The sequence below is a fragment of the Bergeyella porcorum genome (assembly GCF_042427575.1).
Taxonomy (GTDB): domain Bacteria; phylum Bacteroidota; class Bacteroidia; order Flavobacteriales; family Weeksellaceae; genus Bergeyella; species Bergeyella porcorum.
On the sequence record NZ_JBHMFD010000007.1, the window covers coordinates 295,949 to 308,211 of the forward strand.

At 39.3% G+C, this 12,263-nt stretch carries 12 protein-coding genes; 8 read left to right on the forward strand and 4 right to left on the reverse strand.

The genetic code is table 11. From position 1 onward, the window contains the following. Positions 1-243: 243 nt before the first annotated feature. Genes ACFFUE_RS04695 through ACFFUE_RS04710 form a run of 4 tightly spaced genes read left to right on the forward strand, consistent with a single transcriptional unit; the run spans position 244 to position 3,640 of the window. Complete coding sequence (locus ACFFUE_RS04695; RefSeq protein ID WP_376833042.1) at positions 244-960, forward strand: polyprenol monophosphomannose synthase; 717 nt, start codon at positions 244-246, stop codon at positions 958-960. After that, on the forward strand, positions 957-1,352 hold the full coding sequence (locus ACFFUE_RS04700) for a DUF4296 domain-containing protein (protein WP_376833043.1): 396 nt from the start codon (positions 957-959) through the stop codon (positions 1,350-1,352). Before ACFFUE_RS04695 ends, ACFFUE_RS04700 begins: the two co-directional genes overlap by 4 nt. Before the next feature lie 4 nt (positions 1,353-1,356). After that, positions 1,357-2,493 (forward strand): tRNA guanosine(34) transglycosylase Tgt, encoded by a 1,137-nt coding sequence (tgt, locus tag ACFFUE_RS04705; RefSeq protein ID WP_376833044.1) that lies wholly within the window; start codon positions 1,357-1,359, stop codon positions 2,491-2,493. A gap of 52 nt (positions 2,494-2,545) precedes the next feature. Further along, a complete protein-coding gene (locus ACFFUE_RS04710; RefSeq protein WP_376833045.1) occupies positions 2,546-3,640 on the forward strand; it encodes an LptF/LptG family permease in 1,095 nt (364 codons plus the stop codon). Here ACFFUE_RS04710 and ACFFUE_RS04715 read toward each other — a convergent pair. Next, the gene (locus tag ACFFUE_RS04715; RefSeq protein WP_376833046.1) at positions 3,634-4,347 is read right to left on the reverse strand and encodes a biotin--[acetyl-CoA-carboxylase] ligase; all 714 of its coding nucleotides are present in this window, start codon (positions 4,345-4,347) and stop codon (positions 3,634-3,636) included. The genes ACFFUE_RS04710 and ACFFUE_RS04715 overlap by 7 nt on opposite strands. A 90-nt stretch (positions 4,348-4,437) precedes the next feature. On the opposite strand from ACFFUE_RS04715, the gene rsfS reads away from it, so the two are divergent. The 3 genes from rsfS (at position 4,438) to ACFFUE_RS04730 (ending at position 8,092) form a co-directional block, all read left to right on the forward strand. Further along, a complete protein-coding gene (gene rsfS, locus ACFFUE_RS04720) occupies positions 4,438-4,806 on the forward strand; it encodes a ribosome silencing factor (protein ID WP_376833047.1) in 369 nt (122 codons plus the stop codon). A gap of 21 nt (positions 4,807-4,827) precedes the next feature. Next, positions 4,828-6,831: an ATP-dependent zinc metalloprotease FtsH gene (ftsH, locus tag ACFFUE_RS04725; protein WP_376833048.1), complete on the forward strand. Its 2,004-nt coding sequence runs from the start codon at positions 4,828-4,830 to the stop codon at positions 6,829-6,831. Between the two features lie 64 nt (positions 6,832-6,895). Continuing rightward, a complete protein-coding gene (locus ACFFUE_RS04730) occupies positions 6,896-8,092 on the forward strand; it encodes a glycosyltransferase (RefSeq protein WP_376833049.1) in 1,197 nt (398 codons plus the stop codon). An 83-nt stretch (positions 8,093-8,175) separates the two neighbouring features. On the opposite strand, the gene fabG is transcribed toward ACFFUE_RS04730, so the two are convergent. Together fabG and bcp are read right to left on the reverse strand one after the other, a co-directional pair. Then, entirely contained in the window at positions 8,176-8,919 is a 744-nt protein-coding gene (fabG, locus tag ACFFUE_RS04735) for a 3-oxoacyl-[acyl-carrier-protein] reductase (RefSeq protein ID WP_376833050.1), read from the reverse strand. A gap of 145 nt (positions 8,920-9,064) precedes the next feature. Then, on the reverse strand, positions 9,065-9,514 hold the full coding sequence (gene bcp / locus ACFFUE_RS04740) for a thioredoxin-dependent thiol peroxidase (protein WP_376833051.1): 450 nt from the start codon (positions 9,512-9,514) through the stop codon (positions 9,065-9,067). Between the two features lie 33 nt (positions 9,515-9,547). Here bcp and nth point away from each other — a divergent pair, with 33 nt between their 5' ends. Further along, a complete protein-coding gene (nth, locus tag ACFFUE_RS04745) occupies positions 9,548-10,162 on the forward strand; it encodes an endonuclease III (protein ID WP_376833052.1) in 615 nt (204 codons plus the stop codon). A gap of 244 nt (positions 10,163-10,406) precedes the next feature. Here nth and ACFFUE_RS04750 read toward each other — a convergent pair whose 3' ends face one another. After that, positions 10,407-12,206: a DUF885 domain-containing protein gene (locus ACFFUE_RS04750; RefSeq protein ID WP_376833053.1), complete on the reverse strand. Its 1,800-nt coding sequence runs from the start codon at positions 12,204-12,206 to the stop codon at positions 10,407-10,409. Positions 12,207-12,263: the final 57 nt, after the last annotated feature.

Genomic DNA, 12,263 nt, shown 5'->3' on the forward strand with positions numbered 1-12,263 from the left:
TGTAAATTGTTTTCTTTTTTAAGAAACAAAAGTAATTATTTTAACATTATTAAAACAAAAAAAGAATAAAAATATTATACGGTTTTTCTTAAAAGAATGTTTTTTAAGAAATTAATTTTAATTCAAAGTGAAAAGCGTTTTGTAAAATGATTGTATAGGGAAGTCTCACATCTTGTGAAAGCCAAGAGAGTCAAGTTTTTTAGAAATAAAAACTCAATCTAAAATCCTATCTTTGCACCCGAAATGAAGAAACTCGTTATCATTCCTACTTACAATGAAAGGGAAAACATAGAAGCCATCATCTCCGCCGTATTAGGATTGGAGCAAGATTTTCATATCTTAGTGGTAGATGATTCCTCGCCAGATGGCACTGCGGATATTGTAAGAGCCTTACAACAGCGTTATTCTCAGAATTTGCACCTTACGGTGAGAACTGTCAAAGATGGTCTGGGCAAGGCATACCTCCACGGTTTCCGATGGGCATTGGAGCATCAGTATGATTATATCTTTGAGATGGATGCGGATTTTTCTCACAATCCCAATGATTTACCTCGCCTTTTTGAAGCTTGTCAATTTGCGGATATGGCAGTAGGCTCACGGTATTCACAAGGGGTTAATGTGGTCAATTGGCCTATGGGTAGGGTATTGCTCTCTTACTTTGCTTCCAAATATGTGAGGCTGATTTTGAGCATTCCCGTACACGATACTACCGCTGGTTTTGTTTGTTTTAAAAGACAAACTTTAGAACAAATAGGATTGGATAAGATAAAACTAAAAGGCTATGGTTTTCAAGTAGAGATGAAATATAGAGTTTTCAAAAAAGGATTGAAAATAGTGGAAGTTCCTATTATTTTTACCAACCGAATGCTGGGCGAAAGCAAGATGAATGGCGGTATCATAGGTGAAGCTATTTTTGGAATATTAAATCTTAGATGGAAATCACTCATCGGAAAATTATGAAACTGATATCTTTTTTTCTGGTTATAATGTTGGTGCTTGGCTCTTGCCGAGAGTCCAAACCTGTCAATGCTCCTCAGCAATTGATTTCTCAAGATAAGATGGCAGCACTCATTGCTGAATTTGCAGTTAATGACCAGCTACATACCCTCAATGCTAAGGGAAATATGGAGCAGAGTACAAGGTTTATCTTGAAACAACATCAGGTAACGGCACAGCAGTTTTCAGAAAGTTACCAATATTACCTTTCTAGCCCTAGAAAGTTGGAAAGCATCTTGAAAGAGGCTCAAGACATCATCAAGCAAAAAGACCCAGGAGCGGAACAATATATAGAACAACAGCTGAAGCCCCGAAATGAAAAGACAGAGGAGTCAGCACCATTATTAAAGCAATAGATCAATGAAAAATCAATTTTTTAATATAGTAAAAACCACCGAAAGTAAAGCCAGAGCAGGGGTAATTACCACTGACCACGGTACCATAGAAACCCCTATTTTTATGCCTGTGGGGACTGTGGCTTCCGTGAAAACAGTGCATCAAAGAGAGTTAAAAGACGATATCAAAGCTCAGATTATCCTAGGAAACACTTATCACCTTTACCTAAGACCTAAAATGGAAGTGATGCAAGAGGCAGGTGGTCTGCACAAATTTATGAACTGGGATAGACCAATCCTTACGGATTCTGGTGGTTATCAGGTGTTTTCTCTATCGGATAGCAGAAAGATGACAGAGGAAGGTGTAAAATTCAAATCTCACATCGATGGCAGTTATCATTTCATTTCCCCAGAAAAATCTATGGAAATCCAAAGGCAGATAGGAGCAGATATTTTTATGGCATTTGATGAATGTACGCCCTACCCTTGTGAGTACAATCAAGCGAAGGCTTCAATGGAAATGACGCACAGGTGGCTGAAGCGTTGCATCAATTGGTGCGAGGAAAATCCTGAAATTTACGGACATAAGCAGCATTTATTTCCTATTGTACAAGGTTCTACTTATTCAGATTTGAGAAAGATTTCGGCAGAGTTTATTTCAGAGCAAAATGCAGATGGAAACGCTATTGGTGGCTTATCTGTGGGAGAGCCAGAAGAAGAAATGTACCGCATTACCAACGAGGTAACGGATGTTTTACCTGTGGAGAAGCCGCGTTATCTGATGGGGGTAGGCACGCCTTGGAATATCTTAGAAAGCATTGGGCTTGGGGTGGATATGATGGACTGCGTAATGCCAACCAGAAATGCCAGAAATGGAATGCTCTTCACTTGGCAAGGGGTGATGAACATCAAGAACGAAAAATGGAAAAATGATTTTTCTCCATTGGATGAAACGGGGGTTAGCTTTGTAGATAAAGAATATTCCAAAGCCTATGTACGCCATCTTTTTGTAGCAAAAGAATATCTGGGCAAGCAAATTGCTTCAGTGCATAACTTGGCATTTTACTTAGATTTGGTAAGAGTGGCAAGGCAGCATATCTTAGCAGGCGATTTTTATGAATGGAAAAACAGCATTGTACCTATATTGAAACAAAGACTTTGATTTAGGTTAAAAGAACAAAAAGTTAGGTAGAAAAATAATATCACTGTTGCTAATGAAAATCATTGACAGATATATCATAAGAAAATTCCTCGGGACGCTGAGTTTTATGCTATTGCTACTTTCCATCATTGTAGTAGTGATAGATGTGCAGGCAAAGTCGCCGAGGATAGAAGGCAATGGTTTTTCCGTGGGATATTTTTTACTTTACTTTTACCCATTTTGGATGGTGTATTTGGTGATTACCTTTATGTCCATCTTGGTGTTTATTTCGGTGATTTACTTTACCTCTCGTATGGCTAATAATACAGAGATTGTAGCCATCATCAGCAGTGGAGCTAGTTTTCACCGTTTCGCCCGTCCCTATTTTTTAGCTTCGGGTATTCTTGCGGTGATGGCGTTGGCTACCAATCATTTTGTTTTGCCTTGGGCTAATATCCAGAAGAATAAATTAGAGGTTTATACCTATAATTCTGTGGATAGGGAAAAGGTTTTGGGAAATGCAGAAATTGCTACACAACTTTCGCCTACGGAGTTTATCTTCATTAGTAATTACAACAGAAAAGAAAAGCGTGGCTCTAGTTTCAAATACCAAAAATTTGATAAAAATAGAAAACTTCAAGAGCAAATTGTAGCCAATGAAATGTCTTGGGATGCCAAGAAAAAGAAATTTATCCTCACGGGATACCTGCACAGAAAGACGGCAAAAAACGATACAGAAGTGCTATCTAATGGCGATGTTAAGGAAATGGATTTTGGACACGCTCCAGAGGAATTGTTTCCAGATCAGCTATTGGCACAGACCAAGACCACACCAGAGCTGGTGAATCTTATCAATCTAGAAAAAGCGAAAGGCAATCATAATCTTGCTATGTTCCTTAGTGAGCTCCATCAGCGTACTTCTATGCCAGTGTCTATCATTATTTTAACGATATTAGCCCTATCGCTATCCTCCCAGAAAAAGAGAGGAGGCTTAGGGGCTAATCTTGCCATTGGGATTGCTTTGGCATTTGTCTTTGTGTTTTCGTTTGAGGCTCTCAAAGTAGTAGCAGAGAACCAAGTGATTTCCCCACTTTTGGCAATGTGGTTGCCTAATATTGTATTTGCTCCTATTGCAGCGGTTTTATATTTCAAAAGAGCCAATCAGTAGAGCAATTGGATTTCCTTGTTTGCAAAGGATTTTAGTCCCTCGTGTTCTAGTTCTATCCAAAGTTTACCATCACTACTGGCGGATTGAATTATGCCATTTTGTCGCATTTCTTTTGTTTCAAAGACAGAAATAATTCCTTTTCGGAACAAGTGATGATTAAAGTTTTCCAAAATATCGTTTTCGCTTTTAGGCTTTATAATCGCTTCACAAAAAGCCTTATGAAATGTTGTGGTAAAGTGGTTTAAGTCATAATGTTTTTGGGTCTTCACAGCTATAGAACTTGCCTTTGGCAAATCTGAAAAGTCGGTTTGTAAAACATTGATGCCTATGCCAATGATATAATAGTAACGCTCTCCGATTTTCTGTTTTTCAATGAGCATTCCAGAAACCTTTTTTCCGAGGATAATCATATCATTGGGCCATTTAATTTCTATCTCAAATTGGGTCAAATTGGCAAGAATATCTCGCAATACGCAAGCGGTATGAAAATTGAATAAACTACCCGAGTGTGGAAAAAATGCGATGTCCAAAGCTAAACTGTATGCTAAGTTTTGGTTTTTAAAGGATTTCCAAACATTGCCATATTGCCCACGCCCTTGGGTCTGATGAAAGGTGTAAACAGCCATTGACTTTTGGGATGCAGCAACCAAAGGGATGATTTCATCATTGGTAGAAGTACAGCTTTCAAGATGGTGGATAGGAAACATTTTTAAGAAATTTTTAAGACTTTAAAGATACAAATAACAACGATAAATACACAAAAAAACAATAAATTTGCAAATTATACTCAATTTTAAATGAACAGCAATTTACAGAAACAAGCACTGATAGAAAAAATCGTGGAAGCGATACAAGATACTAAAGGTGAAGATATCAAAATTTTTGATTTATCAAACATTGAAAACTCCGTGGCAGAGACCTTTATCATCTGTAGTGGAAACTCCAATACACAGGTGAATGCCATTGCGGGGAATGTGGAAAAAAAAGTAAGAAACGAGCTCAAAGAACGCCCTTGGCACGTAGAAGGTACCGATAACGCCTTGTGGATTCTGATGGACTATGTCTCCGTAGTGGTACACATTTTCCAGACACAAACCCGAGATTATTACGAAATAGAAGAGCTGTGGGGCGATGCTAAAATCACCACCATAGAAGATGTATTATAACTAATTTTGAACTAAATAATAATGAACAATAAAGGATTTAATTGGTTCTTCCCGATAGCCATCATCGTAGTGCTGTTTTTATTCTTGCAGCCGATGTTATCTGGCTCGGAGGGACAGAAGATAGATGAAGACCAGTTTTATGAGTTGGTACAGTCTGGCAGTGTGAAAGAAGTAATGGTGTACAAAGACACCGATAAGGCTGATGTTTACCTTACCCAAGAAGCAAAAAGTAAGTCCGTTAATGCCTCAAAGCAAGACAATTCGCCATTCAAAGCGTTAGATTTTGCTCAGGCTACAGCAGATTATTCTCTTAGCTTCGGGGATTTGAAACTTTTCCAGGAGCGTTATAACGAGATTAAAAAAAATAATCCTAATATCACAACTAAGATGGACTTCGGTCAAGAGAAAAACCCTCTTACAGAGATGTTCTTTTCCATTTTCATTTGGGTGGCGATGTTAGGTCTATTTTACTTTTTCCTCTTCAGAAGAATGGCAGGAGGTGGCTCTGGCGGTGGCGGAGTTTTTAGCGTAGGAAAGTCTAGAGCAAAACTCTTTGATGAAAAAAATAACATCCAAGTTACTTTTAAAGATGTAGCAGGGCTAGAAGGTGCAAAAGAAGAAGTACAAGAAGTGGTAGATTTCCTTAAAAACTCTGAAAAATATACCAAGCTGGGAGGTAAAATTCCGAAAGGGGTATTATTAGTAGGGCCTCCGGGGACGGGTAAAACCCTTCTGGCGAAAGCCGTAGCAGGAGAGGCAAAAGTGCCGTTTTTCTCCCTATCAGGGTCAGATTTTGTGGAAATGTTTGTAGGGGTAGGCGCGTCTAGAGTAAGAGATTTATTCGCTCAGGCTAAAGCAAAATCTCCAGCGATTATTTTCATTGATGAGATAGATGCCATTGGTAGAGCCAGAGGAAAAGGCAATATCACGGGGGGGAATGATGAGAGAGAAAATACGCTCAATCAGCTTCTTACCGAGATGGATGGTTTTGGCACAGATACCAATGTGATTGTAATGGCGGCTACCAACCGTGCCGATATTTTGGATAAAGCCTTGATGAGAGCAGGGCGTTTTGACCGTTCCATTTATGTAGATTTACCAGAATTGCACGAGAGAAAACAAATCTTTGATGTGCATTTATCCAAAATTAAATTGGATGACTCTGTAGATAGAGAATTTTTGGCGAAACAAACCCCTGGCTTTAGTGGTGCCGATATTGCCAATGTGTGTAATGAAGCCGCGCTTGTGGCAGCCAGAAAAGGACACGAAAGCGTTACCAAACAAGATTTCTTGGATGCGGTGGATAGAATCATCGGTGGACTAGAAAAGAAAAATAAAGCCATCAAACCTTCGGAGAAGAAAAGAGTGGCTTATCACGAAGCGGGGCACGCTACCATCTCTTGGCTTGTAGAGCACGCAGCACCACTTTTGAAGGTAACTATCGTACCGAGAGGGCGTTCCTTGGGAGCCGCTTGGTATTTGCCAGAAGAAAGACAGCTTACCATTACTGAGCAAATGCTAGATGAGATGTGTGCCACACTAGGAGGGCGAGCGGCAGAGCAAGTGGTCTTCGGAAATATCTCTACAGGGGCATTGTCAGATTTGGAACGCGTTACCAAACAAGCTCAGGCAATGGTTACCATCTATGGTCTGAATGATAAGCTGGGGAATATCTCTTACTACGATAGCTCTGGACAAAGCGAATACAGCTTCGGAAAACCATACTCTGAACAGACGGCAAGAGTCATAGATGAAGAAATCTCTAAAATCATCGAAACGCAATACCAAAGAGCGATAGAGATACTATCTTCTCACCGTGAAAAATTAGACGCTTTGGCGAATAAACTTTTGGAAAAAGAGGTGATTTTCAGAGAAGATTTGGAAGAAATTTTTGGAAAAAGAGCTTGGGACCCAGAGCTGACAGAAACCCCAGTTTCTACGGTGGTAGAGGAGAATGCTCCCGAAGAGCCTATGGCAACAGCACCGAAAGAAGAAGATGTTTCAAACGAAACCAACAATTCATAATTGAATAATTAAAAACAAGAGACTTTTCTTTATCAGTATTGAAAAGTCTCTTTTTTAGAATAAAATGGCAATAAAGAAAAAAATACTCATCAGAATAGGCTCTCTAAGACACGGAGGTGCCGAGAAAGTCTTGGTGACATTTTTGAAAAACCTCCCTGCGGAGAAGTATGATATAGACCTTTTGCTCAACCTCTATTCTGGAAAATATTTGAATGAAGTTCCGAAGTGGGTGAATGTTCTTTACCTGAACAAAGGGGAAATGATTACCACCAATAGACCGCAGGATATTCCTAAAAAAGCCTTTCGGGTGCTTTATCAAGCTTTGCTGAAAAAGTTTCCCAAACTACTGTATAATGGCATCCTAAAAGGAAAACAATACGATGTAGAATTTGCTGCCATCCACGGTTTTCGAGATGAGATTCTCAATTCTCCATTGAAGAGCTCTAAAAAAATCGTGTGGATACATAATGACTTGAGAAAGACAGAGTTCCATAATTATACCGATGAAGAAATAAGGAAATTCTTTGGATACGATAGGGTAATGGTGATTTCTGAACATATTCAAAAAGATTTTGAAACCCTTGCTCAGAATGAAGATGAAAAACAACGCATTGTAAGAATATATAACCCTTTGGATACCGATGAAATTTTGAAAAAATCGGTGATGTCCGCTGATGGAAAAGAAGAACGAAATGCTGAACTTTCTACCAACCCTCAACCCTCAACCCTCAACCCTCAACCAACCTTCCTTTCTGTAGGGACTGTTTTTCCACAAAAGGGATTTGATAGGCTTCTGAAAGTTCACAAAAGGCTTTTAGATGAAGGTTTTCCGCATAAGGTAGTTATCGCAGGCGATGGTTATGATTTTGAGAATATTAAGAAACTAAAATCCGAGCTGGGGGTAGATGATACCGCCACAATGCTTGGCTTTACAGACAATCCTTATCCTTATTTCAAAAAAGCAGATTTCTATATTTTAAGCTCTCGATATGAGGGTTTTCCTACCGTTCTTTTTGAGGCGATTACACTAAAGAAAAACATCATCGCTACCGATGTTTCAGGCGTTCGGGAAATGTTGTTAGACGGAGATTTAGGATGCATTGTAGAAAATTCCGAACAAGGAATTTATCAAGGAATGAAACAAGCTCTAACACAACCACAGAGTTTTGAAGTGTATCAAGAAAAACTGAAAAACTATGAAATGCCTTTTGAGCTAAACAATTCTGTGAAAGAAATAATGCAAATTATAGATGAGGTGTAAATAAGTGGTAATAAAACATTAGCTATATTTTAAACAAAAACGGAGATGCAAAAAAGTATCTCCGTTTCTATATTATAATAACTTTAAGTAAGCATTCCACCATCTACATTGAGGACTTGTCCCGAAATGTATGAAGACATCTCACTACCAAGGAATACACACGCATTCGCTACATCTTCTGGTTGACCACCTCGTTTTAGAGGAATCGCATCTCGCCATCCTTGTACGGTTTTCTCATCTAATGCGGCTGTCATTTCAGTTTCTATGAACCCTGGTGCTATGGCATTGCAACGGATATTTCGCGAACCTAGCTCCAACGCAATAGACTTAGTAAAACCAATAACCCCCGCTTTAGAGGCTGCATAGTTGGCCTGCCCTGCGTTACCTTTCACTCCTACCACAGAGGTCATATTGATGATAGAACCACTTTTTGCCTTCATCATTGGCTTAATCACTGCTTTGGTTAGGTTAAACACCGAATCCAAATTAACCTTAATGATAGTATCCCAATCTTCTTTGGACATACGGAGCATTAGATTATCTTTGGTAATCCCAGCGTTGTTCACCAAAATATCTATCTGACCAAATTCTGCCAAGACATCATCTACCAATTTCTGAGAAGCTTCAAAATCTGATGCATCGCTCTGATAAGCCTTCACTTGAGTGATACCACTTAAAGCATTTTCTATTTCCTTTGCTTTGTCCGCAGACCCTGCATAAGTGAATGCTACCTTTGCCCCTTGTGCTGCAAAAACCTCCACAATACCTTTCCCGATGCCTCTAGTTCCACCGGTAACAAGGGCCACTTTTCCTTCTAATAGTTTCATTTATTACTGTTGTTTTAATTGTATCTATTGGTTACAAATTTAAGGAAATAATCTTTTACTTTTTCCCTTTCAAGGAGGCTTGTTCCTTTTGCAATGTTAGAAACGCTCTTTGGGGAAGTTTTTTTCTATAAAGAAACAAAATATTTTATCCTTCCAGAATCTGTGCCGTGGCTTCTTTGGATTTTACTTTGTCTATGATTCTAACACAAATGCCCTGCTCATCAAAAACAAAAGTGGTTCTCACAATCCCCATATAGGTTTTACCAAAGTTCTTCTTTTCTTTCCATACGCCAAATAGCTCCACGAGTTCTTTGTTTTCATCGGCTATCAAATCAAATGGGAAGCCGTGCTTGGCGTGAAAGTTTTTCTGTTTTTTCTCTCCATCGGCAGAGATGCCCAAAATCTGATACCCCGCCGCTCTAAGCTCTGCATAGCCATCTCTAAAATTGCACGCCTCCACGGTACAAGTAGGGGTACTTGCCTGAGGGTAAAAGAAAATCACCAATTTTTCCCCTAAAAAAGAGGATGATTTTACCTCTGTTCCATCTTGATTTTTCGCTACAAAATCTGGCAGTTGATCTCCAATGTTAATCATATTTCTGTATTTTTGTCCAAATTTACATCTATTATGACAAAAAAGCAAAGAGCGGAAATTGTAATGCGGGAACTGGAAAAACTCTACCCTGAGGTTCCCATTCCATTGGATCATAAAGACCCATATACGCTTTTGGTAGCCGTGGCTCTATCTGCACAGAGTACGGATAAGAAAGTAAACCAGATTACACCAAAGCTCTTTGAAGTAGCAGATACACCAGAAAAAATGGCAAAATTAGATGCTGCTGAAATCAAAGAATTGATTAAGGAAATTGGACTATCCAATTCCAAAGCTAAGAATCTAAAAGCTATGGCAGAGCTTTTGGTGGAGCGGCATCAGGGAGTTGTTCCTCAGACTTACGAAGATTTGGAAGCGTTGCCAGGTGTGGGGCATAAAACGGCTTCTGTAGTAATGAGCCAAGCGTTTGGATTTCCTGCATTCCCTGTGGATACGCATATCCATAGACTGATGACACAATGGAAACTGACCTCTGGAAAGAATGTAGTGGAAACTGAGAAAGATGCTAAAAAACTCTTTCCCAAAGCAGCGTGGAATAAACTCCATCTTCAAATCATCTTCTACGGCAGAGAATATTCCCCAGCAAGAGGGAAGGGAAATGATTTTATTACACCAATGCTTTTTGATTAATCCAAATCGCAATAATAGACTTTAAGCTGTAAACAATGATTTTATTTCCCGCTTGGAATGGTGCTAGACCCTGCAATTTTTTTAATTTGGCTAAAGCCTTTTGGGAAAAGTCGGGTTTTAACCCGACTATATTGACAATTGAAAAGCTAAGAGATTAAAAGATTAAGAGGCTAATAGGTTATTAAGAAATAAAAACGAGGAATACTCTGTGGTATTCCTCGTTTGTAACATTAAGCGATATGCTTTATTGTTTCTTTGCCCAGTTTGCCATTTTGCGTTCTAGTACTTCTAGAGGCAAGCAACCTTGGTTGAGCAATTCATCGTGAAAGCTGAATAGTTTAAATTTAGAGCCTAATGACTTTTCATATTGGGTTCTCAGCTCTCGTATTTTTATAGCACCTGTCTTGTAGCTTAGTGCTTGCCCTGGCATTGCCATATAGCGTTCTATTTCCGCTACGGCAGCACTTTCTTCGTACGCAATATTGCTAAGGAAATACTTTATTGCCTCTTCTCTTGTCATCTCTCCTGTGTGCAATCCTGTATCTACCACCAGCCTTACAGAGCGTAGCATTTCATCGCTCAAAGCTCCCATTTTTTGGTAGGGGTCTTTGTAGAGTCCCAGCTCTTTACCTAAAGATTCTGTGTACAATGCCCAGCCTTCGCCATAAGCTCCTATCCATCCAAATCTCATAAATTTAGGCAACGCCTCATTTTCTTGTTGCAAAGAAACCTGATAATGATGCCCTGGAATGGCTTCGTGCAGGAAGAGGGATTCCATACCAGAAGTGATGTTAAATTTAGCAGGGTCTGGCAAAGGGATGTAGAAAATACCTGAGCGTTTACCGTCTGGAGTTCCAGGTTTGTATTCTGCACTTGCTGAGGCTTCACGAAACTTTTCGGTTTGTCTTATTTCAAAGCTGGTTTTGGGCAGGTTGGTAAACATTGTTTTTACCTTTGGCGAAATCTTAGCAAGAATCCCTTGGAAAGCGTCTAATACTTCTTTAGAAGAGATGTAAGGCATTGCCTTGGGGTCGGTTTTGATGTGAATTAAAAACTCTTCCAAACTACCTTTAAAGCCTAAGGTCTGTTTTACAGCTTCCATTTCTTTTCGGATTCTGGCAACTTCAGATAAACCTATTTGGTGCAATTCCTCTGGAGATTTTTTGGTGGTGGTCCAGCTTCTTACATAGTATCGGTAAGTATCATTCCCATTAGGTAGGGCGTTGTAGCCAGAGGTTTCTCTCCCTTTTGGTAAATATTCTTTTTCCAAGAAGTCTGCCATTTTGAGATAGGCGGGGATAATTTTCCCTTCAATAGTGGCACGGTATTCATTGGTTAATTTTTGTTGAGATGCCGCAGATATTGATTTTGGAAACTTTCTGATAGCACCGTAGAAAATATTGGTCTCCCTGTTTTTGGATGTTACTTCCTCAGCCCTCATCTGTGGAATCATTTTTACAACAAGTGTCTTGGGAAGGACGATGTTGTTTTTCATTCCTTCGCGGAAATTTTCTATTGCAGCATCCATCCAGAGGGGGAATTGTTGCATTCTTTTGAGCCAGTTTTCATAATCCTTCTCATTGTTAAAAGGCTGTGAACCTTCGCCGCTTCCCAACAGAGGAAAATCTAATGGCAACCCTCCAAACTGCGTAAAGGGGATGTACTCTGGATGGTGGTTGTATTTTTCTATCTTATCTTTCAGAGTGTTTTCTAGAACATCGTAGATTACTTTTTTATCATCGGGAAGGCTGGCATAATCTACATTTTTCATTTGGTTCAAAACATCATTGTAGAAGGCTATTTCGCCCGAGATAAAATCTTTATCAATGTCTATGGGTAGCAAATCATTGTATCGGGCATCTCCCTGATTGGTAGCTTCCAAAGGGAACATTTTCAGATATTGCTCGTAGTAATGTGCTGCAATAGAGTCTATCTCTACAGGAGTTGCTTTGGTGATGGGGTAATCTTTCTTTTTGCATCCCAATACAAAGGGTAAAGCCATCAGCAACAAGAGCAATGTGTGTAGTAATGTTTTATTTTTCATCGGTAAAGATTTTTAAAAAGCGAAAATAAGGATAATTTGGAAAGTTTCCGTGCTTGG

Excerpts from the sequence above, each read along its gene's own strand:
- ACFFUE_RS04695 (WP_376833042.1), top strand. The coding sequence starts at position 244 with ATGAAGAAACTCGTTATCATTCCTACTTACAATGAAAGGGAAAACATA.
- ACFFUE_RS04700 (WP_376833043.1), top strand. The coding sequence starts at position 957 with ATGAAACTGATATCTTTTTTTCTGGTTATAATGTTGGTGCTTGGCTCT.
- tgt (WP_376833044.1), top strand. The coding sequence starts at position 1,357 with ATGAAAAATCAATTTTTTAATATAGTAAAAACCACCGAAAGTAAAGCC.
- ACFFUE_RS04710 (WP_376833045.1), top strand. The coding sequence starts at position 2,546 with ATGAAAATCATTGACAGATATATCATAAGAAAATTCCTCGGGACGCTG.
- ACFFUE_RS04715 (WP_376833046.1), bottom strand. The coding sequence starts at position 4,347 with ATGTTTCCTATCCACCATCTTGAAAGCTGTACTTCTACCAATGATGAA.
- rsfS (WP_376833047.1), top strand. The coding sequence starts at position 4,438 with ATGAACAGCAATTTACAGAAACAAGCACTGATAGAAAAAATCGTGGAA.
- ftsH (WP_376833048.1), top strand. The coding sequence starts at position 4,828 with ATGAACAATAAAGGATTTAATTGGTTCTTCCCGATAGCCATCATCGTA.
- ACFFUE_RS04730 (WP_376833049.1), top strand. The coding sequence starts at position 6,896 with ATGGCAATAAAGAAAAAAATACTCATCAGAATAGGCTCTCTAAGACAC.
- fabG (WP_376833050.1), bottom strand. The coding sequence starts at position 8,919 with ATGAAACTATTAGAAGGAAAAGTGGCCCTTGTTACCGGTGGAACTAGA.
- bcp (WP_376833051.1), bottom strand. The coding sequence starts at position 9,514 with ATGATTAACATTGGAGATCAACTGCCAGATTTTGTAGCGAAAAATCAA.
- nth (WP_376833052.1), top strand. The coding sequence starts at position 9,548 with ATGACAAAAAAGCAAAGAGCGGAAATTGTAATGCGGGAACTGGAAAAA.
- ACFFUE_RS04750 (WP_376833053.1), bottom strand. The coding sequence starts at position 12,206 with ATGAAAAATAAAACATTACTACACACATTGCTCTTGTTGCTGATGGCT.